This is a genomic window from Cryobacterium sp. PH31-O1, assembly GCF_030063455.1.
Taxonomy (GTDB): domain Bacteria; phylum Actinomycetota; class Actinomycetes; order Actinomycetales; family Microbacteriaceae; genus Cryobacterium.
Genome location: NZ_JASITB010000002.1, coordinates 433,577 through 456,239 on the forward strand (window position 1 = coordinate 433,577; position 22,663 = coordinate 456,239).

A 22,663-nucleotide genomic window follows, 5' to 3' on the forward strand; every position below is an offset into this window, starting at 1 on the left:
ATGTTAGAAGATGGTGCCGACGGATAGGCCCTCGTCGGTGTTGGTCAGCTGCCGCTCCCACTCGGAGCGGATGTGCTCCACGTGCGCTTCCGGGTGCGACCCGAACTTGAAGATGTAATGCCCATCGGCCAGCGTCTCGATCGTGCGGGCCGTCTCCGGCGCGAACCCAAAGGTTTGCTGGCACCAGAGGGCGTCCTCGGGGCGGGACTGCCGGTAGACGATGACGGTTTGGGCTTCTTGGATGATGGCCATGCCGGGTGAGTCTTTGGGAATGTCGGTGCCTTTGTGCATGACGAACACGTTCGAGATGCCCAGGCCCCGGGAGAGCTTTTGGTTGGCTTTGATCAGCTGCGCCGACGGCCCACCGATCATGTGCCAACCTTCCTCGTAGACGACCGTGGTGGCGGAGGTGCGTTCGCTGCGCAGCCGGCCGAGCATCCACATGTTCCCGATCGCCATCACCACCGGCACCGCCGGACCATCGTCGGGCAGCTGCGAGATATCAAACGAGGTCAGCTTGCCGCTGAGGTCCACCGTGGAGGAGGTTTCGCCGTCGAGGAGGCCGGCGTATTCGTCGAGCAGCCCGTTAAGCGTCCACTTCACGGAGAGGCCGGCTTTGTGGAGGTCGTCGCGGGCTGTGGCCGACAAGGTGCGGTAGTCGTCATCGTCGACGACGAGGCCGAGGTTTGGCAGTACGTCGGCGAGCACCGGAGCTCGCCCGTGTGCTTGGCCGACGGTGCGGCGGAGGGCCGCGCGGAGGGCTTCTTCTTCCCATTCGCTGAGGGGCTGATCGCCGCGGGCGATGCGGGTGACGATGTTCAGCAGCCGTGTCTGGCCTTTGACGCCGGTGCCGCGGGCAATCATTGGGTCAAGCAGGTTCAGGGTGGTGCCGGTGCCGTCGGTGGTGAACCGGATCGGTTCAAACCCGTAATGCCGCACCACGTTGGAGTACTCGCCCTCCCCGTTCTGATCCTTCTTGTCAAACACCACCCCACGCCGGCCCTGCAGCAGCAGCGGCCGCACGACGTAATTGCATTTGGTGTGGGAACTTTTACCGGCGCCGACGTCGCCCATCACGATCACGTTCGGACTCGACACCTCGCGGGGCTCCGAGTTATACGCGGTCACGGGATCGTGGGAGATCGTCGTGCGCGACAGCACGTCCCGCCCGTTCACGACACCGCGGGTACCGGTCGGCGGGCCGATCAGCGCAGTGTTGAGAATCTCAGCCTGCCGCGTCGTCGTGGGCGCACCGGCCAGCGCAGGCGCATAAAAACCGCGACGAGCGGCCGCAGCCTGGGTGCGCAGCGGCGTGCCCGGCAGCGCCCAGGGCACAATCTCCACCGCGCCCCGGCTACCGGCCGCGTCGGTCCCGCCAGCCTCTGCGGCTGGCACCTCGAGCGGTGGGGCGAAGCGGCGCAGCACCGGCAGCGCCCACAATCTCGACCGGGATGAGTTGGTGTCGTTGGGTGTGGTCATGTGAGGGCCTCCTTGTCGGATTTGCCGGCCAGGCGGCTGTAAACGCGGGCGGAGAACGACGGCGCGGACGCGACCAAGCCGCGGCCAATCGGCCACGTCGCGCCCGACGCGGCGGCCTGATACGAGTCGAGCCAGTCCAGGCTCTCAATGCCGAGACCTGTGGAGCAGGTCTCCTCGAGCTGCCTGGACGCCCGTGCCAAATCGTCGCGGGAGCGGACGGATATGGTCACGAACCCGATCCAGACGGCGCCGTGGTGCTGCGACCCGGACACGAGGTCCTGCCGCCGCCGGCGGGCGGCCGTCATGTGAACGTCGGTATCGTCCGTGTCGAGCTGCCCGGCCTCCCTCCGGGAAAGGGCTTCGGCGGTATCGCGGACCAAGTCTTGCCGGGCGGCAACTTTCGCCTCCGACGCCGGCACCAGGTGCAGGTGAAAACTGACCGAGCGGATGAACTGGATGTCCTTCCCAATCAGCAGATCCAACACCCACAACTGCGTGCGTGCCGCCGTCGCGAGGGCTTCGGCGCGGATCGCGGCCGTGCGATGCCACCACCGCACCGGCAACCCGGTCAGGGGGTCGATGCTGTCGACGATGTGCGCGGAGAACTCTTCCTCGGCGGGTTCGCCGACCCGGTTCGGGTGCACGTCAGCGACGAAGTCGATCGGCCGCGACGGGTTCTGCTGATGCCGCACCACCGCCGCCACCTGCCGCGCCGTCAGCACCTCCACCCGGCCAATCTTCGACTCCGCAAGGCCACGCTGAGTGGACGCGATCTCCTGCCGCATCAACGCCCGCCACCCGTCACGCCCGTCGCCATATTTGCGAGCGGCATCGACGAAGGCGGGGGTGAGGGGCCAGTTGACGGTAACGAAGTGGCGTTGCACCATCGCATCGTTCCCGGTCAGCCGCAGCACTTCCTCGTAGGAGGCGACGGCGTCGACCGGCGCGGCCGGGTCGAGGTTGTTCAGCACCCAGAATTCCTGCAACGCCGTATCGGCGGGCAGTACCCGGGTGGTGATCTGCACGTCTTGCACGAGGACGGAGGGCACGGCGCGGGCGGCGAGGAACGCGCCCCAGCCGTGAGCGGCGCGCGCCATGACGCTGGCCGATTCAATCCCGCGCAGCTGCCCGCTAACGGTGAACGTCACCGACAGGTAACTCTGCTCACCCACGGGGGCATGCCAGGCAATGCCGGGCTCACCGCGGCCGTATTGCAGCCAGCCGAGCCCGTCCGACCCGTCCGGGTTTGCCCGCATCGCCACCACCGCCCGGCCCGCCTCCGCAGCCGCCTCCCGGGCCGCGGCGCCCTTCGCGGCGCGAGCGTCGGTGAGGGTTTGCTGGAGTTGGTCCCACGCCCCGACCTCGTAGGGCACGAACCGGGTCGTGCCATCGTGGCTGCGCTTCTTCCACCGGTCGCGCTTGCGGCGGCGGTCGACAATGGACCCGCGGTGCGTCTTGGCGGTGACCAGGAACGTCACTGCGCAACTGACCGCCGCCGCAGCGAGGGCGGGCCAACCAATCAGCGGGGTGAACACCATCCCGAACACGAGCGAGCAGGCCAGGAAGATGATCCGGGCGCGTGAATGCGTGCCGCCGAAGAAGGAGCGGTGTCCGCTCTCCCCACCCAGATAGCGGATGACCGTGCGGTTCCGCAGGTCCGTCATCATGGGCGATCTCCTCCCAAAGTCGGCGTGTCATCCATCGACTCCGTCACCTGCTCCCCCGCCGTCTGCGCCAAATCCACGCCCTTCCCGACAACCTCAACACCCTTGTGCGCGGCGGCGATCCCCGCCGCCGCGATCAGCGTCGGGACGCCGACAACCGCGCCCGCGCCGGTCGCCGACTCCGCCGTCCCCGCCGCGGCAAGCCCGGTCTCAGCCACCGCCGCGCCTCCACCAGCGGCCGCACCAGCCCCGGCAGCTCCCGCCGTGGCAGTCGCTGCCCGGCCGGCACCGATCGTCGCCCCGTCACCGGCCGCGCCAGTTCCGGCTGCGGCAGCAGCAGCGCGGTTGCCGATGACCTCCGACAGGCTCCCCGGAGCCGTCGAGGACTCCGAAACGCGCTCGGTCGTCGAGTCCGTGGACTCTTTGGTGGTTGTTGAACTGGACCGATCCTGGCTGGAGGGTTGGCCGTAGCGTTCGGTGGCCTCGGTCATGTTCTGCGCGCCAATGTGCTTGCCCACGTCGACGGACGGACCGGTCGTGCCACCGAAGGCCATCGGAATGATCGGCGCGAACTTCATCAGCAACAAAGGCGAGAGCGCGGCCATCAGCAGACCGATGATGGCCACCATCAGTGACACCATCGATTGCAGACCGAAGTTGTTACCAAACGCGCTGAGCTGGTTCGCCGTCATCGAAAACGCCAAACCCAGCAGCAGGAACAGCAGCGGGTGTGCGGCGAGAATCCCAATCCACAGCGCGGCGATCTTCAAGCCAAAGGATCGCTTGTTCTTGTCGATGATCCACACCAGCCCGAGCGGCAGCAGCACCCCGGTGAAGTACAGCGTCACCAGCTGCACCAACAGCATCAGCAGCACCAGGAAAAGGGCGAAGATCATGCAGACCATCAAGATAACGCCCATGACGATTCCGCCGGTGATTCCGACCGGGTCGGCCTGCTCAATCATGGAGCTGAACTGCCCCGTGACGGTTGTCGCCGTGCCGGTTAGGCCGGCTGCGACGAAAACGTCCGTCAGGGAGTGGAAGAAGTTGATCAGCATGATCCCGAACATCGGACCGAACATGGCCCCGAGCAGAAACGTTCCAAAGTACAGTCCGACGGACTCGACCAGGTCGCGGCCCGCCTGGGCGCCGCGCGCCGTGCGCACGGCCTGCGGGATTATTAGCAGCACGGCCACGAAGATCGCCGTGGCGAAGCTGATCTTGTAGGCGTTAATGAACCAATCCGACGTCAAATCCGGCAACGTCGCACTGGTCAGCGCCGGCATGATGTCGCGGCTCATGCCCGTCGCCGTGTCGCGGAGCATCTTGAAGGAGTTGCCCCACGGGTCCGACCAGTACGACACCACGCCAGTCGCACCATTCATAATGTCCCCGATCCCGCCAATCGGGTCCCAGCCGTCGTCGGTCGCGAGCCTGAGTGTGCTCGAAAGCATCAGCATCCCTCCGCAAATGGCCGACCCACCGAATACAAGTCTTCGGTCGTGCGCGTCCCGTTCGCATCGGCGATCTTCCATTGCCCGTCTTCCCAGACGGCCACAACCGTAATTGAGGATTTCAGGGTGGCACTCAGAGCTCCGTTGACTACGAATGCGGTGCCAATGGTGACTTCAACCCGGTCGTTGCTCGCCGATTCAATGACCCAAACGCCGGGGACGGTACTCATGTAGTACCCCTCTCCAAGCGGGACGATGCCACCCGATAAGTCGGGTTCAGCGGCGAGGTAGCTCACCAAGTCATTGGTGAACGATTCGCGTGCCATTGCACTATCACCAACGGCGGCAGCATCATCGGCAGCCGGATAGGGGAAGCGTTGGATCCACCGCACGAAAGATGCTGCGAAGTCGACGGCACCGTTGGTCGTGTGCGGTGCAGCTTGTTGTGCAGCCAAAATCATTGCTGCGTCTCGTGTTTCGCCGCCCAAGCATCCGTTCGGCTCCGCATCGACCGGTGTTGTGCTTGGCGACGGGAGACTGCTCGCGGTCGGGGTTGTCGGATCAGCCGTGGGTATGGCGGTGCCGGCCTGAATACCGAAGTAGACGGCACCGGCGATGATGAGGGCGCCGATGAGGATGGCGGCGCCGACGATCCAGGGCCAGGTGCGGCGGGTGGGTGGTGCGGTCGCATGCACGAGAGCTCCTATCCGAAGACGGCAAGGATGGCGCCGACGATCACGGCGAGGGCGGCCAGCACGCCGAGGGAGATACCAGCCCACATGGCCTGATTGCGGGCCGTTTTGTACTCGTTCGGGTTGCCGCCGCTAGAGGCGCTGGCCATCTTGATGATGCCGATGATCAGGAACACGATCGCCAAGATGATGCCGATCCCCCAGACCCCGGCGAGGAGCTTCTGCCAGAGCAGGGTGAATTCCGTCCCGAAGATGGTGAAGTCCGGCAGGATGCCGTCCAGTGGATTGTCGATCGTGCGCACGATGGTGCCCACGAGGGTGTGCAGGGATTCAGTGAGCATGGCGCTTCGCCTTTCGCGGCTATCGAACGGTGGCTTGCAACGTACGCACGACGCCCGCCGCCGCGGCGGCGAACGCCCGTCGCGTCGGCGGGGCGAGATGGCTGAGGGTGATCTGCCCGCGCTCAGCAATGTGCGGGTCGTAGGGGATGGTGAACACCTGCTCGACGCCGGCGTCGGCAATGATCTGATCTACCCGGTCAACGACCTGCCGGTTCTCCGGCCGCCCATCGGTCAACCGCAGGATCGTGGCGTGGTCCGCCAGGCGTGCGGCCTTGCCGCCCGCCGAGCGGAGCACGTCCAGCAGCGCGACCGCCTCCAGCACCGCGTCTCCGGCGTTGAACACCGGAATCACCAACGCGTCGGCGGTATCGACGGCGCCCTGGAACGCGGACGAGGAGGGCTGGTTACCGCTGTCCATGACGCGGATTCCGTAGTACTGGTCCACGACCGCCGCGACGGCCGTCACGTCGTCGTGGGTGAGGCGTGGCCGGCGCCGGACGGTACCGATCACGGACGCGAACGACGTTTGCGGTGCGGTGTAACCGGCGAGCTGCCCAGCACTGCTGATGGTGTCGACGTCGCGGACGAGTTCGCCCATGCCACGGGACGGGTTCCCCTCCGCCCGGAACGACAGCGCGCCGGGATCGTCGGAGACCTCGAGGATACACACCGACCCGCCGCGGGCGGCGGCGAGGACTCCGCCGGCGATGATCGCCGACGGCGTCTTGCCGACACCGCCCTTCTGGTTGGCGACCAGCACGCTCACTGCGCGGGTCCAGGTTGCCTGCCGGATCGTTTCCTCATCGCGGCGCAGCGCTTCGGCCTGCTCGCGCTCGGCCAGCTCCGCTGGACCAGGCGTCATTGACAGCCCCAGGCGGGACAGCATGCCGCGCAGGCCACGCTGCGCGCCCTGGACTGGCGGGGCGGTGGAGAGCAGTCCGAGGTCGTGGTCGGAGCCGCCGAACGGGTCGGCCAGAGCTGGCTCCGACGGGCTTGCCGCCATCCGCTGCGGCGTCGCGCTGGACGGTGCACCCGTCTCGTCGACGACCCGGAGCTCTGGGGCCGGCACGGCCGGGCCTTCAGGAGTGGGGGCATCCACTTCGATGTAGCCCTGGGCGCGTGAAGCACCGCGAAACACAGTCCTCACGCTTGGGTCGGTGTGCTGGTTCGTGGTCTGTGTCGTTGTTGCCTGATTCTGACTGGACACAAGAAAATCTCCCTCTCTAGGACTCGATACGGTGCTCGTCAATCACCACAACGACACAACACGTGGAATCAGTCACGGGGTTGGCCGGGCGCCGACAGATTGTGGCAACAGCCGGGCCTATTGCTGCCAGAGGGGCTGTCGTATCCGTTCGAGCGGACCGGGTGGGCACCGTCACTTTTCCCTTTCTGTGCGGCGTCGTTGCCGTCTACGTCGAGAGTAATGCTCACCTCTGACATTGGAGGCGACACACCGCCAAGAAGACACAAAATGCCCTCAAAAAGTCCCGGCGGCAACAACCAGTCCTGAACTTGGGTAAGCCTCAGGCTGAGTCGGCAGGTAGTGGCCGCAGGACGATGCAAGGACCTGAATGGAAGCGGCTACGCCGCTGCAACCCCCAAATTTTGAGCCGCATTCGCGGCCTGTCTTTGAAGGGCTTGTTTGACCTTTCCGGCCGGTCATCGTAGCTCGCTTCGCGCCTGCGTTCCCAGATTCTCAGACGCGGTCGCACGCTCCCTTATTTCGCCTGAGATTCTGGGCACTACAGCTCTCCCGCTCGCTATCGATTTCTCTCGCCGGAAGGCAAACAAAATATTCGGTCCAGGAGAGGAATCCATCATCATGACCATCGCTGCGGTTATCGACACCATCAGCACCGACACCACCTTGAACAGCCCCATCAGCCACGACACCATCGCCCGCGCCGCCTGGGCCACCATCGCCAACCCAGGCGATCCCCACGTCGGAGGCGTCATCGCACGATACGGAGCCGAAACAGCCCTCACCGCACTCCTCGACCACGCCGAATATACTGCCGCTGGCAGAGACGGGACAGTCGCTCAGCTGCGCTCCACCATCCTGCCTCGCTACTCGGTCGATCGGGTCGTTGACGCGATCCGCCGTACCGTCGCCGGTGGGTATGAGCTGCTCACGCCGTCGCACCCGAGTTGGCCGGCTTCTGTCGCCGACCTTGGATCTGCGGCACCGTTTGCACTGTGGATGCGCGGAGACGCTTCCATCCTGAGCGTGCCGAGTGTCGCGCTGACGGGGACGCGGTTCGCAACGCGGCATGGACGGCACGTGTGCGTGGATCTCGCCTCCGGGCTGCTCGTGCACGGTTGGGCGATCGCGTCGACGGCGGCTCGCGGAATCGACACCGCGGCCCTCATGACGGCCCAAGCATTCACCGGCCGCAACCTGCTCGTCCTGCCTACCGGCCTCGACACAGCTTTCCCGGCTGAGAACTCCGATCTGGTCGACGCGGCCGCGACGCGGGGTGTCGTCGTGAGTGAGATCGCGCCCGGTAGCGAGCCCTCGGCGTGGAGGTTCCAGCGCGGCGCCCAACTTTTGGCCGCTCTGTCCAGTAAGACCGTCATTGTCGAGGCAGGGTATGAGTCCGGTGCGCTGAGCACCGCGGTCACCGCGCTCAAGCTCGGGCGGCCCTGCGGCGCCGTGCCCGGGCGCTCCTCCAGCGCAGCCAATGCGGGCTGCGCTCGGCTCATCCGCGACTTCGGCGCCAGCCTGATCGCGACCAGCTCCGACATCGTCTATCTCTAAACGCCGGTGGAGCGTCGCCCACATCTTTCAGGCGGCGCTTCCCGTTTCATCGGTCTCGGCGAGGTCGAGCTGCTCGACCTCGACATCGCCGGCAGGCTCGACGCCAGCCGATCGCGGCGTGACCGGGACCGCTGCGGATGCCTGCATCTGCCGGTTGGGGAGGGCTCGAAACGGGGCAATGGCACCGCCCTGCACAATCCAGAACGCCCCGTCGGCGGCTTCACGCACGTCCTGCGGCGGGATGACGTAGGTGTGCTGGGCGCGGGCGCTCCCCAGCTCCTCGCCCGTGGCGCGGCCGGCAGATTCCATCCGCATCACCGTCCCGGCATACTTCACCACATCCTCCGGGTCTTTCGACCGGCCAAAGATCAGCGCCGCCCCACTCGTCAGCGCACGCCGCCGCCGAACCTCATCGTTCGACAAGCCCGCCGGGCTCTGCGACGCCAAGACCAGCCCGACACCGGCGCTACGCGCCGTCTCGAACAGGCTCCCGGCGGTGTCACCTGGATCTTGCGATCCCGTCACCAGCTGAGGGAACTCGTCAACGATCACGACGACCGGGGACTTGTCGCGCTGCTCTAACCGGGTGGCGAGGAAGTTCCGTAGGTCCAGCAGGAGCAGATCACCCAACCGGGCCTGGGCGTCATCGACGGGCGACAGTGGGATAACCGTCACGTCGGCTTTCGGAGCGTTGTAGGACCAGCCATCCTGGCCGATCCACCGTTGCATCGGCCGCAACGCCACCAGCAGGCTTTGCAACGCGCGCTCACCGGCCGTGGTGCCATCCCGGTCCACGGCCTTGATCACCAATTCCAGATCGTCCTGATCCCCGACAAACCGTGTCGGACTGGTCAAACGTTCACGGAGATCGGCAATACTGCGCAGCGGCGAGAGCTCCTGGACCGTTTGCAACACCCCGCGAATCTCGTCCAGGTAGTGCTGGTTCGCGCCGTCCGGAACGGGCATAAGCCGCATCAGCTTCGCTGTGACCTGGTCGGCGGTGCCGTTGAACAGGTCCCACGTACCGCCAGTCGTCGCGGTGCGACCGTAGGTTTCGGCCACGGCAACGAGGTGCTCGGCGTCGGCCGGGTCGCCCTTAGCGTCAATGACGAACACGGGCCATCCGTATTCCAGCGCGCACAGCACAAGTCCGTTGATCAGGACGGTCTTGCCGCTGCCCGATTCAGCGATGATCAACGCGCGAACGGAGGACGCTGTCGGGGGCAGTACGAGATATTTGCCGGTTGCGTCGACCCAGTCTCGCACCCGGCGCATGTCATAGAACCGGTCAGCGAGCGTCCGCACCGTGACCCGGCTGGTCACCCCGAACGCCCGCCGCTGGTCGCCGACCGGCAACGGGACGGTGACGGCTTGGCGGGTGGTGCCGATGATGCGGCCCGTGTCGGTTTCGAGGCGCACACCAATGCGGCGGGCCACGCTGCTATCAGCGGCGCGCTTGCGGGCCGTCTCGATCTTCTCCTGCCGTACCACGTTCGATACCCGCCGAGACCGCACCTGCTCGGCGATCTTCCGCCGCCGCAGCGACCACGCCGTCGGCAAGAGCAGCAGCCCGGCGAAGAAGTTCACGACCGCCCACGGGCCAAACATGGGCCAGAGCTGCGCCCACCACTCCGCTCCGTCAAAGAACACCGTCGCGGCTCCGGAGCGGATCCAGCCCGCTAGAAGGAACGCCTCCCAGGATATGAGCGCTGTGACCAGGAGGATGCCGACGGTGTTCACGATCCACTGCCATCGCCACACCACCCAGAACCGTGTTTTCGTCGCGATCACGTCGCCGGCAACCCGACTCACCACGACCGGAACAACTAAGGGCAGGGCGATAAGCACGACAACGACGGCGAACGCGGCTCCGAGGAGCCGGGCGATCATGTCGCTGGTGGCGTCCGAATCTGTCGGGGCCGCAGTTTCGCTCATGCGCTGACCTGCGATGCGCCCCACCCGCTGGCACCGTCCAGCTCGACCACCTTGGCGGCTCGGCCGTGCGCGGCTGCGTAAGCGCCGGCGTCCAGCTCGGGGCCGGTCCAGTGCCCGCGTGCGTCGAAGGAGTGTTGGGAAACGAGACGGGGTCGTTCGGTGCGGACCAGGTACTTGTCGGCACCCCGACTGATGGCCCGATCAGCGTCCGCCGTGCAAAAGTACGCCACCCGATCAACCCCCTCATGCACCAGCCGGTAGGTGTGGTTATGGCAGATCGCCTGATACCGCTGCCACGTCTTCGGCGTCAGCTCCACCTCAACCAGCTCGACAACACCGTCACGCTCGGCCACCCCGTCGGCCTGATGGTCACGCCGCCCGACCGGCTTCCGATCCCGCCGCCACGTGAACCCCTGCGCCAAATACCGCGCCGACACCGTCGCCACCGCGATCTCATGCCGCGTCGTCTGCCGAAACAGGTTCGGTGCCGGCTTCCCAATCGCCTGAAACGTCGCCCACACGATCGACCCGTCGAGGAAGGCCGGCCGGTCGCGGCCCACCAAGCCCACCGCTTCCATCCGGGCGGCCCAGTGCTGCGCTTTGCGCAATCCGATCGGCTCGCCCAATCCGAGTTGAGCGCCCAACGCCCACCGCAGGGCGTTCATGTCTGCGAGCCGGACAACGTCCAGCCAGTCGATCATCGCTTCGTCGCGACTTGTCACCTGCACCATCATTCAGCCTCCGCACTGACAACGTTCCAAGCTCTCTACCAACGATTCTGCACCCGGCCACCGACACCACCGGTAATGCCACACCGCACTTCGTCAACTCGCGCCGGCTATCCCCGCTCGCCTCTCGTCGTCATATTTTCCCGTCTGCTGACTGCTTGCTTCACCTCGCCCCGCTGCCGCATTTCTTTACCTTTCTGGCTTGGCTCTTCCTGCTCTCCTTTTTCGTTTCTCTTACTTTTTTGGTCTTGTTCTCTCTCTCTCTCTCTCTCTCTCTCTCTCTCTCTCTCTCTTCTCTTCTGTTTTTTCTCTTGTCTTTGTACTTATGTTTTTTTCTTCTACTTTTTTCTTTTCTTTCCCTGTCCCACCACCACCCCTTTACTTCCCAACCTCCTACACACTGAGGAACGATGGGTGTGGGAGGTTGGGAAACGAGCGCAGCGAGGGGGTGGCGGTGGGACAGGGAAGGAGACCCCTTACCCCGTCGTTTACCCCGGCGCGCGCCCTGCCGAGGTAAACGACCCCCTCAATCCATGGGCTCGTCGCATTCCGTGCTTTTGATAAACACCGTCGCACGCCTGTCTACGCGTCTGGCGCCGCTCTGACATCGTCGAACCACCGGACGACGCTGTTGCCGTTGTGGGCCTGCATGAGAGCGTCCTCGACGATGCCGGCGAATTGAGCCGCGTCACGGAGGCCGAGCTCAGCACAGGCGACTCCAGATGCGCAGCCGACGCCGCAGCTGTCTTCACCGTTGTATTCGACGCCGTCAATGACGGTGCTGTGCCAGTTGGCGAGTTGGTCGTAGACCTGGCCCAGGGAGCGCTCGGTGGCGGTCAGACATCCGAGCAGCAGGTACGAATCGTAGGGGTGGTTAATCGCGCGCGTCGCGTGTGCGAGGCTGCGTGCGGTCTCAGCAAGGTTGTTGGCCGTGGTGATCAGTTCGGTGTCGCGGTCGTTCATGGTGGTGCTCCTTTCAGGATGTGTTTGGCGGGGCCGCGAGTGCGGCCCCGCCGCTGGATGCCTACTCGGTGTCAGGCTTGGAGTTGCGCCGCACGGTGGCGACGGCCCGGTTGAGGTCGGGGCCGACGTTGTCGGCGTCGATGACGCGTCCGTATTGGCGTGCCTGGTCGTCGCCCCAGCTGTCAGTGTGCTCGCGGCCGACGACGATGACGGGGTCGCCTTTGTGCAGGGTAGCTGCGACGTTCTGGCCGAGCTCGAACTTGGCTTCCACGAAGTGCGTGGTTGCGGCGTCGTGGGCGAGCCATTTGCCTCCGCGGTATTCGCCGGTGTTTTCGATGACGCGCAGTTTGGTGATTTGGATGCTGCCGGCTGTGACGACCTCGGGGTCGAGAGCCAGGTTGCCGATGATGGTGCGTGTGGTCATGAGTGCTTCTCCTTCGATGGTGGTGCGTTGAATTGCTACGGGATGTCGTTGGCCTTGATTTCTTCGACCAACTGTTTTTTGTGCCTTCCGGCGAGAGAAATTGATAGCGAGCGAGAGTGCCGCGAGTGCCCGGAATCTCAGTCGAAATAAGGGAGCCCGCGACCGCGTCTGAGAATCTGGGAACGGTAGGCGCGCAGCGAGCTACAGTGATCGGCCGGAAAGGTCACAAATGTGTTTGGACGACGTCGGCGGGGCAAAGCAGCGGCTCCATGGTTGGAGTTTGATCCGCTCCGTCGTCGAGTTATCCACAGGCCAGTTCGCGCGCGCGTACTGTTACTGTTTTGTTTTTCCTGTTTAAGTACTGTTAAGGGGGGTCTGAAATGGCCCCCTGAAAGTGCCGTTTTTGACCCCCTTAGGGGGTCAGAAATTGGCCCCCTCAGGGGTCCACATATTGACCCCCTGATGGCTGGGAACCGGCAGGATCAGCACCCGGGAATTTCGGCTCGTCGCCGGTTTCGTACTGTCGACTTGGAGTTCGTATTCGGCGGTGAGTCCGTTGCCGCCGGCTCGAATTCGAGTGATGGCGCCGGCCTGGATGAGTTCATGGACGGCGCGTTTGACTGCGGTGTGCGCTTTCACCGAGGCGGTCTCTGGCGCGAGGTACCCCAGTCCGATGGCGGAGGATTCGCGGCCGGCGAAGTAGCGGCGCGGCGCCTGACCGAGTGGGTTGTTCGCGTCGTCCCAGCACTCCAATGCCATGTACAGGAGCAGCCGGGCCGACGCGTTGCTCAGACGCATCTGCGCGGCCAGCAGAACGGCACTCTTGGCCGCATAGAGGCCCACCGTAGTCTCACCCACCCGAACGGGGATGAGACGTTGCGAGATGGCGGAATTTCAGTAGTCTGGTCATAGATCAGATCCTTCGCAGGTGCTCGATCTTTGCCCCGGGTGGCACCCCGGGGCTTTTTCATGGGCGAACCCTCAACCGCTCGTTGCGCGGGCGATGGTTCAGGCCAGATCACCGGCCCAGGAGCGCGGTTTGACCGGTCTGGGTCTGCGCGCTCGCCTCGACCCAGGCGATGACCTCGGACCTCTTGTAGAGCACCTTCTTCGGGGTCGGCTTGTAGAACCGTGGCCCGCGGCCCATGTAGCGCAGCTGGGCGAGCGCGCCGACGGGCAGTCCGGTCAGTTCGGCCACGTGCACCGGGAGGATGAATTCTTCGTCCATGAGTGTCTCCAATTATCGACAGATTACGACAGTCGAAATCTGTTGCTGACACAGTAGAACGGTTTGCAACGGTTGACAAGTGTTTAAGTTGTAATATGTCCGCGTGACAAACTTTCTGGCGCAGTCGGGGATCGGCAACCGCATCCATGCCATCCGCAAGCAGCATGGCATCCGTTCCGCGAAGGACCTCGCCGACCTGATTCCGGGCAACAACGTCACCGAATCGATCCTGCAGAACATCGAAGCCGGCCGGAAACACGACCTCTCCGTCAGCCAACTCCTGAACATCGCAAAAGCTCTCCGCGTCACGCCGATCTTCCTGCTCACGCCGATCGGCCGGCCCTGGGCTGAACTCGACATCGCCAACCTCAGCTCCAGCTTCGACGGTATGACGGTCGTCGAGTTCGATGCCTGGATCTCGGGCGCAGAACACGGCGCGTACCACTGGAGCACCAACGACGAACGCGCCGAACGCACCCAACTGCAAGCAATGCGAGAACTCCACGCCCAGATCCGCGAACGAAAACGCCTCACCACCAACCTCGAAATCGAACGCACCCTCGACGCCGCGGCCGGCGAGATCGCCACGGCCCAAGAGTGGGACACTACCGAGGAACGCCTCGCCGAGTCAGCCCGCCGCATCGCACAGCTCACCAGCTATCTCGCATCAGCGGGCTGGGACCTCGACGGCTGGACGGACTAGGCGCGCCCAGCGTTGGACGCCGGCCCGTGTCGCCACCACTCCAATCGTGAACACATTTTGAACACATTCGTGAGAAATGGACTTGGATCACATCAGCGTGAAGTGGTCTTGTTTCGTTGATTTTCCGGGGATTTGTCGGCGCGAGCGCGTGGTTCGGTACCCCAAATTTTGACTGAAAATCGAAAGGTCACCGGATCGACGCCGGTCGGGGCCACCACCGCCACTCCCTAAAAAACTCACTCGTGAGGAACTCGGGGAGTGGCCTTTTTTATGCCCATTTTCGTGCTGCGGTTTCCTCTCATTTTCTCCCCCTGGCCACATTGTGACCAGTCGCCACCGTGTTGCCGCCAATTCTCACTCCCGACGGCCGCCGCTACCTTGAGTGAGGTACTGCAGCTGGTGCCTACCGGGACCGAGGATCTTGATGATCATAGTGATGCCTTTCAGGAGCGGTAAGGCCAGGGTGGCGTTGACTACAGCGGGATGCCCTCCCGGGCTGCCCCCCCCTATCGCAAAGGTTGTTTCCCGGCCTATCCGGCCGTGTCGGAGTGCGGCAGCGTTTCGAGGCGCCGACTTCGCGCCTCACCCGCGACGAGTCCGAGTCCGAGGACGACTGATTCGGGGATCCCGTCGAGCAAAGCTCCAATTGCAATCGCGGTACCGCTGCCCGGGTTTTCCTTTTCCGACGGTTGTTTTCCGCCGGACCGCTTGCGGTGTTTGGCTCCTCGGCGTGCGAGATACACATTGGCTGCGACATAGACCAATGCACCCGCCAGAAAGCCCGCAGCTGTCGGCCACAGGCCCCCGGCACGGGCCGCTTCATCGACTAGATCAAAGGCGAGAGCGGAAATCAACACACCAGCACCGAACGACATGATCAACGAGACGACCTTGGCGGGGATGGTCCACTACCACGACAATGCTGAGCCAAGAACCAGTGCTCCGCCGGCAAGCGTTCCCCAAAAGAGTGCCTGCACCCACACCGGCATGGACGAAACCCTCTCCGAATTCTGCTCGCTGTGTCGACTTTCCTGGCTCAACACAGCCCGTTACGTCCGCTCATCATATGTGCCCAGTGAGCCCAGGTGCTTTTGCAGGTGGCGTTTCCCACCTATGGTGCCTACGTCTAGGGCGGCCGGGGTAACGATCCGCCGCCAGCGGAAGCGAGGACAACGTCACAGCACGGCTTTCATGAATTGTCAACCTGTAGTCAAGTTCAGGGACCTCACAATTCGTTCAGGGCGGCCAGGCGCCGTATCCGGTCCTCAGGACACAAACTTTTTGGGATGCGATAGGACGGCAAGCGGGGTGGGCGTCGGCGCACGAGCACACCCGGTCCTCGCCCACCCGCGCATAAACCAATTAGTCCTGTGTGCCGTCTTCGACGGCGGCGCCGTTGATGTCGTCGGTCGTGTCTTCGGTGTCGGACTCCGTGCCGGTTTCCGTGGCCGACTCGGTGCCGGTGTCGTCCGCGGTTTCGCCGTCTGCGGTGCCGTCTTCGACCTCGTCCTGAACGTTGTCCGTATCGGTTGAGGTTGTCGGTTCGACACTCGAATTTGCCGAGTCTGGGGCGGCGGGAGTGGCTTGGGCTCCGGCGGTGAGGGTGATACCACCCACGAGAGCCAGGGCCAGAGCGACTGCTGCGCCGCTGGCAATTTTCATCTTCTTCTGCATTGCGTTCTGCCTTTCTAGATTGTGCTCCGCGATTGCGGGGCTATATTTACAAGCTAGAGACCCGCTCGTGAGATAAGCGTGAGAGCCCAAATACCGCTGTCGAATCACGGCCGAAGTGGCAGATTCAGCGTGGCTGTCGTACCTAAACCGGGCTTTGAGGTGAGCGTGATTCGACCGTCATGTGCCTGAGTGATCTGGCGCACAAGACTGAGGCCGAGACCATGCCCGGGACGCGATCGAGCCTGGTCGGATCGCCAAAAACGGTCGAACGCGTGCTGCAAGTCGCCGTCGTCCATGCCGATGCCGGTGTCCTGCACGGTGATGCTGCAAGTGCCGTTCTGGATGTCGGTGCGCACGTTTACTACACCCGACGGCGGCGTGAATTTCAGTGCGTTGTCGACGATGTTGGCGACGGCTCGAGCGAGCAACGCCGGAGAGCCGAAGACGACCGTGGGTTGCCCTAGGTGGACGTGCAGCCGGGCGGCATCCTCTCGACTGCTGGAGCGGGCGTCGACATCGTGCCGGACGAGGTCGTTCAGGTCGACGAGTTCGTACGTTTTTTTCAGTTCGACTCCCGTTCCGCGCGACAACAGCAGGAGGTCGTTGGTGAGGCGGGTGAGCCCGTCGACGGCGTCGAGCGCGGTTTGCGTTGCCCGCTCATACTCGGCGGGGGTGCGGGTGGCGAGGAGGGCGAGTTCGAGTTCGCCCTGAATGATGCTCAACGGGCTGCGCATCTCGTGAGAGGCGCCGTCGACGAAGCGTTGCTGCAGCTCGTAGTTTCTCTGCAGCGGCGCCAGGGCGGTGCGGGCCATTAGATAGCTTGCGAGGGGGATCAGCACCAGCAAGACGGCATAGAGCACGAGCAGGCCGGTGCGTAGGTTTGCGAAGCCCTGCTCGGCAGCGTTCAGCGCGCCCGCGCCGTCGGATTCGGCGGCGTCGATGTCAAAAGTTCCAGTGACGAAGATGTAAATGCCGACCGCGAACGCGGCGAACAGCAGCAGCTGCACGACCGTGTAGGTGACGGTCAGTCGGACCAGCGCGCGGCGAAACATCAACGATCCGCGTTGATGAGGTATCCGGCGCCCCGGTGGGTCTCAATTATGTCGGTCTCGCCGGTCAGCGTGAGTTTGTGCCGCAGGTAGCGGATGTACGTTTGCACGACGTTGCTGAATCCCTCGTAGTTGCTGTCCCAGGCGTGGTCAATCAGTTCGGTGGCGCTGATGATGGTGCCGGCGTTGCTCATGAGGTATTCGAGCACGGCGAATTCCTTCGCCGTCAGCACAATGGTGCGTCCGGCCCGCGTCGCTGTTCGTGTGGCGGGGTCAAGGGAGACACCTTGAGCATGTAGGACGGGTGCGTGTGCGCGGGGCGAACGGCGAAGCAGCGCCCGCACGCGGGCCAGCAGCTCAACGAGGTGGAACGGTTTGACGATGTAGTCGTCGGCGCCGGCGTCGAGCCCTTCGACCTTGGTGCGCATCGAATCCAGCGCGGTCAGCATCAGCACGGGTACGTCGCTATTGATCAAGCGGATGCGTCGGCACACGTCCATCCCTCCACCCGGCAGTCCCGGAAGCATGAGGTCCAGTACGACCAGATCGTAGGTATCGATTTCAAAGGCCTGGACGCCGGCGGGCGCGGTGTGGGCAACGTCGACGGCGTAGCCGGATTCGGTGAGGGTCCGACGGATGACGTCCGCGATGCGGACGTCATCCTCGACGACGAGTATCTTCACGCGCCGCCCGACCAGAGATCGTTAGCTGGATCGTTGGCCGGGTGGTTAGTCGGCTTGTTCACCGGTTCCTGCTCCCTTGGTTGCGGTGCCGTTGGCGATCTGTACCCCGTCGGCGCTGACCTGGATGGTGAAGTCAACTTGGTTGGTGGAACTGCGGTAGAGGCTGAACGTGTTTTCCGGAAAGTGTCCGGCGCCGGTTTCGTTGTCGAAGGACAGCGTCGTTTCCGTGTTCGGTGCCAGGGTCACTCCGTCCAGGGGAAGGTAGTAGGCCTCGCTGGCTCCGGTGGTGACATCCGTCATCACATAGTAGGTTTCCAGATTAGTCAACGGGTTGCTGGTGGTGTTCCCGACGGTGATCTGGAGCCGGTCGGTGATCGCTGTGCCGGAGCCGTCAACGTTGTCTTCGGCGAGGGCGGACACAACCGTCAGCCCCGGGGTGGTGCTGGTGTTGGTGATCGGATTTGATGTCACGGGCAGGACTGTTCCGGCTGCGGCGTTGGAGGAGGGAGTCGCGGGGGTGGCGGGTGCGTTCAGCTGGGACAGGGCGATTCCCCCAGCGGCGACGAGGGCCACGAGAGCGACGGGGATGATGATGAATTTCAATTTCATGATTGCTTCCTTTGCAGAGTGCGCCTCGTCGTTGCAAGGGCGGCGAAGACCACGGCGGCAAGGGTTGCCGCGGTGAGGGTGATGGCGTAGGGCAGCATTGCCGCCCACATCAGGCTGAGGGGTTGTTGGTTGTACTGGTCTTTGATGCCCAGGAAGGCGAAGGTGAGGCGTTCGAAGTGTTTGGTCACCGACGACGCCTCGAGGCCATTGCGAATACCGTCGAACGCGGAGAACTGGGCCAGAACAGCCAGTTCATCGGGCTTCTGGATCTGCAAGGTGGCGAACAGTCCGCCCGGAACCTGATTGTCCGGGTCCATGGTGTCGCCGATCTGGGGAATGATCAGCACGAACGCGAGCCAGATCACCAGCGCCACGATTAATCCGGTACTCAACCGGGTGGACAATGCGGTCAGGCCCACGGCCAATGCCGTCCAGAACACCAGGTAGAGCCAGGCGAAGCCGCCGGCGATGAGGAGTCGGGCCACGTCGATGCCCTGGATCGGCGCATGACCAATCGTGACCACCGCGACGAGTGAGACCGCGGTGAGGGCGGCGACGACACCGAGCCACACGATCGACAGGCCGAGCACTTTGCCGCCAGCGAACGCGAACCGACCGACCGGGCGGCTCAGAAACAGGTGCAGCGTTCCGCGGTGTTTCTCCTTGGCGATGGTGCCATAGCCCAGGACGATGGCGAATAGGGCGCCGAGAATTTCGAGGTACTCGACTCCGCCGCGCAGCAGCTTCAACGGGAAGAGCTGCGGGGCGGCCGCCGCGACCGTGCTGCCACTGGTGGCCAGATTGGCGACATACAGGTTGTAGGCATCCAGCTGGTTGCGGAAATCGGCCGACGCGGCCGCGACGGAAATCAGCGTGGCGACGGCCAGGAACCCGATCAGGATCGCGAACAGGCGACCACGTCGGAGGTCCAGCAGTTCCTTCTCGGCGACAATCCAGGTGCTATTCATTCAGACCACTCCTCAGTGTGCGGCGTGGTGTGACGACCACAATCCAGGTCATTGCGATGAGAACGGCCACCAGCAGCAGAATGCTGAGCCAGGGGCTGCCGGTAACGCTGTCATCGCGCAGCACGATGCTCGCGGCTCGTTTGAACTGCTCGGTAATTGTGAACGGGCCCGTGACCGCACCGATGAGGTCGAAGGAACCCCTGCCGGGCGATGCCAGAGCGGGAACGGGATTCAACAAAGCCACCGGACGTGCTGCTGTGCCGATTTGTGGGAGCACGAACGCGATAGCACTCCAGATCACGAACGGCACGAGCAACGCCGTCGTCTCTTTGCGGCTGTAGAGCCCGGTGAGCATGCCGAGCAGCGCGAAAATCATCATCAGCGCCCACGACAGGGCGGCGAATCCGATCAGCCGCACCGAGGGGTCGAGGCCGAGCGGCGCACCCATGATGATGCTGATGGAGGCCCCGCTGATGACGGTGCTGGCAGCCAGAACGGCCGCGATCACAGCGCCCAGACCTAGAAACTGCCCGATCAGCCGCTGCACGGTGTTGACCGGCCGGCTCAGAACCAGATCGGCCGTGGCCGACTTGCGATCACGCAGGGTGGCCTGCACGCCGAGGATAATCGCCATGAGAGCGCCGATCAGCACGACATAGATCACCGAGTTGCGTGAGTAATACAACGCAGACACCGCAGCAAAGGGATTCGGTGCCGTGGTGAGTCCATCGGCGAGGATCTTCTCATACACCCGCGTGACGGTCGTGTTGGTGATCCAGCCGATGAGTGAGGACAGCGACACCATCCCCAAGAAGACCACCAGCAGCAGCAGCGCGACCCGGGCACGGAGGGTGCAGAGGATTTCGTGCCGAGCGCTGGTGAGGATCGTGTTCATACGGCGGCCGAATCGAGCTGAAAGTAGATATCTTCCAGGGATTCGTCGGCGGGGAACGCGGCGAGCGTGTTGCTCATCGAGTCGTGATGCACCAGGCGCCCATGGTTGAGGATGCCAATGCTCGTGCAGGTCTTCGTGACCTCGGACAATAAGTGCGTGTTCATGAAAATCGTCATGCCGAATTCGTGGTTCAGGCGCACGATTGTTTCCCGCAGGGTGCGTACGCCTTCCGGGTCCAGCCCTGACGTCGGTTCGTCCAGAAACAACACGGCCGGCGCGTGCAGCACGGCTTGGGCGATGCCCACGCGCTGGCGCATTCCCTTGCTGAAGGTCCCCACGCGCTGATTGTCATGACCGGTGAAATCCAGAAAGGTCAAAACGTCGCGAATTCGAGCGTCCGGACGGCGCAGCCCCGACAACCGGGCGAAGAACCGCAGATTCTCCAGCAAGGTCAGGTTGTCGTAGAACTGCACGTTCTCGGGCAGGTAGCCGATGGACTGGCGCACGCCGGCGGCATCCGTTTTCACGCTGTGACCGTTGATCATCGCGTCGCCGGCCGTGGGTTCGAGCAGGGTGGTGAGCAGGTTCACGGTCGTGGTCTTCCCCGCCCCATTGTGGCCGAGGAGCCCGAAGACCTCCCCCTGCGGCACATCAAGGGTGAGATCTGAGAGGGCCTGATGCGCGCCAAAGCTGCGCGTCAAGGCTGCGGTTGAGATAGCGGATGTTGTCATAAGCCCGAGGTTATTGACCGCAGCGTGAGACCACGGTGAGAGACACTAAGCCCGTCATCCGGCTACTGTGCACGGCCGAATCGAACTACACGTGCGCGTGCTGGCGACGAGCAAAAATGGCCCGGATGACGATGGGCACCACGGACAGTACGACGATGCCGATCAGCACGAGATCGATGTAGCGTGCGGCGAAGTCGGCGACCCCCGGAATATGGGCCAGCCCGAAGCCCAGGAGCACAACCGCGATCGTCCAAAGCACGGCACCGACGAGGTTGAACAGGGTGAACACCCGCCTCTCCATCTTGCCGACGCCGGCCGCGACGGGAGCAAAAGTGCGCACGACCGGAACGAACCGGGCGATGGTAACGGCCGCCGGTCCGAACCGATCGAAGAACCCCTGCGTTCGGGTGACGCTCGAGCGGCTGAACAGGCCGGAGTCGCGCCGGTCGAAAATACCTCGGCCCGTCGTGCGCCCGACAATGTACCCGAGTTGATCGCCCAGCGCGGCCGAGATGGCGATGGCAGGGATGACGATCCAGAGCGGTTGGCTGATCACTCCGCTGAGGGTAAGCACGCCGGTGAAGAACAGCAGGGTATCGCCGGGCAGGAAGAACCCGACGAGCAGCCCCGTCTCCACGAACACGATTGCGCAGACGACGACGAGGCCCCAGACGCCGGCACCGGCGATCACGGCCTGCGGATCCAGAAAACCAGAAGCATGGACTGCGATGACGGACATAGTGTTCATGCTGCGCGGGCTTTCTCTGAGTTTTCTGAAGACGAGCCGGGCATCCGCTGCGGCAGACGCCGTTTAGACGGTGGCCGTCAGTTGGGCGTTCGTGGTGCGGGCGCGGCGGGTGAGCACGACTACCAGGATGAGGATCACGGTCAAGAACAGCACGCTGGTTCCCGTTGTTCCGAGCCCCAGGCCACCGTCGGCGATGGGCTGGGAGAGCAGATCGCCGGTGGATGCGCCCAGCGGTCGGGTCAGGATGTAGGCGATCCAGAACGCGAGCACAGCGTTGAGGTTGAAGACGAAGTACGCCACCGCGATCAGCGCGATGGCAGCGGCGAAGACGAGCAGCGCGACGAGGAAACCGAGGTTGAGTCCTTCGGCGACGAGGTCGCCTGCCGCAGTGCCGAGCGCGAACGTGAACAACACGGCCAGCCAGTAGAACGTCTCTCGCCGGGTCGTGAAGATGGAGTGGATGGACAGGGTCTTCTCCGAGATCGCCCAGACCGTGAAGGTCGCAGCCAGTGCGATAGCGAAGGCTACTGTCGTCACCCACAGGGGCACGCCGAGGCTGTCGGTGAGGTTATCGGTGATGAGAGTGCCCACCACGCTGATGAGCACCACGGCCAGCCAGTACACAGCTGGGGTGTATTTGCGCAGCTTGAATTGCACAATCAGCGCGGCCACCAGCAGTACGGCCATGATGACCGACGTGATCGTCAGGCCCAGACCGAGGTCCACGTTGAGAAAGTCCGCGGTGGTCTCCCCCACGGTCGTCGCGAGCACCTTGATCACCCAGAAGATGAGGGTCACCTCGGGCACCTTGGTCAGGACCCGCCGGATGGGCGAAACAGTCGTGGAAAGCATTGAGGTCGTAGACAAGTGTTCCTCCTGGGATGGGGTTAGTAGCACTAGCGAACACTGCGGCGTCTAAGACTTCTCACAGAAC

At 63.9% G+C, this 22,663-nt stretch carries 23 protein-coding genes and 1 pseudogene; 2 read left to right on the forward strand and 22 right to left on the reverse strand.

All coding sequences use genetic code 11. From position 1 onward, the window contains the following. Positions 1–3: 3 nt before the first annotated feature. The 6 genes from QMK31_RS06890 to QMK31_RS06915 are packed head-to-tail and all read right to left on the reverse strand — an operon-like array spanning position 4 to position 6,837. On the reverse strand, positions 4–1,479 hold the full coding sequence (locus QMK31_RS06890) for a putative type IV secretion/conjugal transfer ATPase (RefSeq protein ID WP_283500191.1): 1,476 nt from the start codon (positions 1,477–1,479) through the stop codon (positions 4–6). Continuing rightward, positions 1,476–3,146: a hypothetical protein gene (locus QMK31_RS06895; RefSeq protein WP_283500192.1), complete on the reverse strand. Its 1,671-nt coding sequence runs from the start codon at positions 3,144–3,146 to the stop codon at positions 1,476–1,478. The genes QMK31_RS06890 and QMK31_RS06895 overlap by 4 nt, the downstream gene beginning before the upstream one ends. Further along, positions 3,143–4,597 (reverse strand): hypothetical protein, encoded by a 1,455-nt coding sequence (locus QMK31_RS06900; protein ID WP_283500193.1) that lies wholly within the window; start codon positions 4,595–4,597, stop codon positions 3,143–3,145. The genes QMK31_RS06895 and QMK31_RS06900 overlap by 4 nt, the downstream gene beginning before the upstream one ends. Further along, entirely contained in the window at positions 4,597–5,292 is a 696-nt protein-coding gene (locus QMK31_RS06905; protein WP_283500194.1) for a hypothetical protein, read from the reverse strand. The genes QMK31_RS06900 and QMK31_RS06905 overlap by 1 nt, the downstream gene beginning before the upstream one ends. An 8-nt stretch (positions 5,293–5,300) precedes the next feature. Continuing rightward, a complete protein-coding gene (locus tag QMK31_RS06910) occupies positions 5,301–5,630 on the reverse strand; it encodes a pilin (RefSeq protein ID WP_283500195.1) in 330 nt (109 codons plus the stop codon). A 19-nt stretch (positions 5,631–5,649) separates the two neighbouring features. Continuing rightward, on the reverse strand, positions 5,650–6,837 hold the full coding sequence (locus QMK31_RS06915) for a hypothetical protein (protein ID WP_283500196.1): 1,188 nt from the start codon (positions 6,835–6,837) through the stop codon (positions 5,650–5,652). A gap of 618 nt (positions 6,838–7,455) precedes the next feature. Between QMK31_RS06915 and QMK31_RS06920 the strand changes: the two genes are divergently transcribed. Then, complete coding sequence (locus tag QMK31_RS06920) at positions 7,456–8,391, forward strand: DNA-processing protein DprA (RefSeq protein WP_283500197.1); 936 nt, start codon at positions 7,456–7,458, stop codon at positions 8,389–8,391. 27 nt (positions 8,392–8,418) lie between these two features. Here QMK31_RS06920 and QMK31_RS06925 read toward each other — a convergent pair whose 3' ends face one another. The 6 genes from QMK31_RS06925 to QMK31_RS06950 form a co-directional block, all read right to left on the reverse strand. Next, positions 8,419–10,326: a type IV secretory system conjugative DNA transfer family protein gene (locus tag QMK31_RS06925; RefSeq protein WP_283500198.1), complete on the reverse strand. Its 1,908-nt coding sequence runs from the start codon at positions 10,324–10,326 to the stop codon at positions 8,419–8,421. After that, on the reverse strand, positions 10,323–11,060 hold the full coding sequence (locus tag QMK31_RS06930; protein ID WP_283500199.1) for a hypothetical protein: 738 nt from the start codon (positions 11,058–11,060) through the stop codon (positions 10,323–10,325). Before QMK31_RS06930 ends, QMK31_RS06925 begins: the two co-directional genes overlap by 4 nt. Before the next feature lie 576 nt (positions 11,061–11,636). Then, positions 11,637–12,017 carry a hypothetical protein gene (locus QMK31_RS06935; protein WP_283500200.1) on the reverse strand — a complete coding sequence of 127 codons (381 nt, stop codon included), beginning with the start codon at positions 12,015–12,017 and terminating at the stop codon, positions 11,637–11,639. A gap of 61 nt (positions 12,018–12,078) precedes the next feature. Then, positions 12,079–12,441, reverse strand: a complete 363-nt coding sequence (locus QMK31_RS06940) for a single-stranded DNA-binding protein (RefSeq protein ID WP_104177879.1) — start codon at positions 12,439–12,441, stop codon at positions 12,079–12,081. A gap of 420 nt (positions 12,442–12,861) precedes the next feature. Beyond that, positions 12,862–13,299, reverse strand: a complete 438-nt coding sequence (locus QMK31_RS06945) for a hypothetical protein (RefSeq protein ID WP_283500201.1) — start codon at positions 13,297–13,299, stop codon at positions 12,862–12,864. 160 nt (positions 13,300–13,459) lie between these two features. Then, complete coding sequence (locus QMK31_RS06950) at positions 13,460–13,669, reverse strand: helix-turn-helix transcriptional regulator (RefSeq protein ID WP_104131369.1); 210 nt, start codon at positions 13,667–13,669, stop codon at positions 13,460–13,462. 103 nt (positions 13,670–13,772) lie between these two features. Between QMK31_RS06950 and QMK31_RS06955 the strand changes: the two genes are divergently transcribed. Continuing rightward, positions 13,773–14,372 (forward strand): helix-turn-helix domain-containing protein, encoded by a 600-nt coding sequence (locus QMK31_RS06955; protein WP_283500202.1) that lies wholly within the window; start codon positions 13,773–13,775, stop codon positions 14,370–14,372. Between the two features lie 572 nt (positions 14,373–14,944). Here the strand turns inward: QMK31_RS06955 and QMK31_RS06960 are convergent. From QMK31_RS06960 to QMK31_RS07005, 10 genes and pseudogenes are all read right to left on the reverse strand, one after another. Continuing rightward, a pseudogene (locus QMK31_RS06960) lies at positions 14,945–15,361 on the reverse strand (ZIP family metal transporter); the annotation flags it as partial. A gap of 373 nt (positions 15,362–15,734) precedes the next feature. Then, a complete protein-coding gene (locus tag QMK31_RS06965; protein WP_283500203.1) occupies positions 15,735–16,046 on the reverse strand; it encodes a hypothetical protein in 312 nt (103 codons plus the stop codon). Positions 16,047–16,150: 104 nt separating this feature from the next. Then, the gene (locus tag QMK31_RS06970) at positions 16,151–17,098 is read right to left on the reverse strand and encodes a sensor histidine kinase (RefSeq protein ID WP_283500204.1); all 948 of its coding nucleotides are present in this window, start codon (positions 17,096–17,098) and stop codon (positions 16,151–16,153) included. Beyond that, a complete protein-coding gene (locus QMK31_RS06975) occupies positions 17,098–17,778 on the reverse strand; it encodes a response regulator transcription factor (RefSeq protein ID WP_283500205.1) in 681 nt (226 codons plus the stop codon). The genes QMK31_RS06970 and QMK31_RS06975 overlap by 1 nt, the downstream gene beginning before the upstream one ends. Before the next feature lie 45 nt (positions 17,779–17,823). Next, complete coding sequence (locus QMK31_RS06980) at positions 17,824–18,387, reverse strand: hypothetical protein (RefSeq protein ID WP_283500206.1); 564 nt, start codon at positions 18,385–18,387, stop codon at positions 17,824–17,826. Then, positions 18,384–19,355 carry an ABC transporter permease gene (locus QMK31_RS06985; RefSeq protein ID WP_283500207.1) on the reverse strand — a complete coding sequence of 324 codons (972 nt, stop codon included), beginning with the start codon at positions 19,353–19,355 and terminating at the stop codon, positions 18,384–18,386. Before QMK31_RS06985 ends, QMK31_RS06980 begins: the two co-directional genes overlap by 4 nt. Next, on the reverse strand, positions 19,348–20,250 hold the full coding sequence (locus QMK31_RS06990) for an ABC transporter permease (protein ID WP_283500208.1): 903 nt from the start codon (positions 20,248–20,250) through the stop codon (positions 19,348–19,350). The genes QMK31_RS06985 and QMK31_RS06990 overlap by 8 nt, the downstream gene beginning before the upstream one ends. Beyond that, positions 20,247–20,981: an ABC transporter ATP-binding protein gene (locus QMK31_RS06995; RefSeq protein WP_283500209.1), complete on the reverse strand. Its 735-nt coding sequence runs from the start codon at positions 20,979–20,981 to the stop codon at positions 20,247–20,249. The genes QMK31_RS06990 and QMK31_RS06995 overlap by 4 nt, the downstream gene beginning before the upstream one ends. Positions 20,982–21,066: 85 nt before the next feature. Continuing rightward, entirely contained in the window at positions 21,067–21,720 is a 654-nt protein-coding gene (locus QMK31_RS07000; protein WP_283500210.1) for a DedA family protein, read from the reverse strand. A 72-nt stretch (positions 21,721–21,792) separates the two neighbouring features. Next, positions 21,793–22,581, reverse strand: coding sequence for a COG4705 family protein (locus QMK31_RS07005; RefSeq protein WP_283500211.1), 789 nt, complete (start codon positions 22,579–22,581; stop codon positions 21,793–21,795). Positions 22,582–22,663 lie beyond the last annotated feature (82 nt).

What these genes read in the sequence shown, in the direction of transcription:
- QMK31_RS06890 (WP_283500191.1), bottom strand. Translation starts at nt 1,479, where the DNA reads ATGACCACACCCAACGACACCAACTCATCCCGGTCGAGATTGTGGGCG.
- QMK31_RS06895 (WP_283500192.1), bottom strand. Translation starts at nt 3,146, where the DNA reads ATGATGACGGACCTGCGGAACCGCACGGTCATCCGCTATCTGGGTGGG.
- QMK31_RS06900 (WP_283500193.1), bottom strand. Translation starts at nt 4,597, where the DNA reads ATGCTTTCGAGCACACTCAGGCTCGCGACCGACGACGGCTGGGACCCG.
- QMK31_RS06910 (WP_283500195.1), bottom strand. Translation starts at nt 5,630, where the DNA reads ATGCTCACTGAATCCCTGCACACCCTCGTGGGCACCATCGTGCGCACG.
- QMK31_RS06920 (WP_283500197.1), top strand. Translation starts at nt 7,456, where the DNA reads ATGACCATCGCTGCGGTTATCGACACCATCAGCACCGACACCACCTTG.
- QMK31_RS06925 (WP_283500198.1), bottom strand. Translation starts at nt 10,326, where the DNA reads ATGAGCGAAACTGCGGCCCCGACAGATTCGGACGCCACCAGCGACATG.
- QMK31_RS06930 (WP_283500199.1), bottom strand. Translation starts at nt 11,060, where the DNA reads ATGATGGTGCAGGTGACAAGTCGCGACGAAGCGATGATCGACTGGCTG.
- QMK31_RS06935 (WP_283500200.1), bottom strand. Translation starts at nt 12,017, where the DNA reads ATGAACGACCGCGACACCGAACTGATCACCACGGCCAACAACCTTGCT.
- QMK31_RS06940 (WP_104177879.1), bottom strand. Translation starts at nt 12,441, where the DNA reads ATGACCACACGCACCATCATCGGCAACCTGGCTCTCGACCCCGAGGTC.
- QMK31_RS06950 (WP_104131369.1), bottom strand. Translation starts at nt 13,669, where the DNA reads ATGGACGAAGAATTCATCCTCCCGGTGCACGTGGCCGAACTGACCGGA.
- QMK31_RS06965 (WP_283500203.1), bottom strand. Translation starts at nt 16,046, where the DNA reads ATGCAGAAGAAGATGAAAATTGCCAGCGGCGCAGCAGTCGCTCTGGCC.
- QMK31_RS06970 (WP_283500204.1), bottom strand. Translation starts at nt 17,098, where the DNA reads ATGTTTCGCCGCGCGCTGGTCCGACTGACCGTCACCTACACGGTCGTG.
- QMK31_RS06980 (WP_283500206.1), bottom strand. Translation starts at nt 18,387, where the DNA reads ATGAAATTGAAATTCATCATCATCCCCGTCGCTCTCGTGGCCCTCGTC.
- QMK31_RS06985 (WP_283500207.1), bottom strand. Translation starts at nt 19,355, where the DNA reads ATGAATAGCACCTGGATTGTCGCCGAGAAGGAACTGCTGGACCTCCGA.
- QMK31_RS06990 (WP_283500208.1), bottom strand. Translation starts at nt 20,250, where the DNA reads ATGAACACGATCCTCACCAGCGCTCGGCACGAAATCCTCTGCACCCTC.
- QMK31_RS06995 (WP_283500209.1), bottom strand. Translation starts at nt 20,981, where the DNA reads ATGACAACATCCGCTATCTCAACCGCAGCCTTGACGCGCAGCTTTGGC.
- QMK31_RS07000 (WP_283500210.1), bottom strand. Translation starts at nt 21,720, where the DNA reads ATGTCCGTCATCGCAGTCCATGCTTCTGGTTTTCTGGATCCGCAGGCC.
- QMK31_RS07005 (WP_283500211.1), bottom strand. Translation starts at nt 22,581, where the DNA reads ATGCTTTCCACGACTGTTTCGCCCATCCGGCGGGTCCTGACCAAGGTG.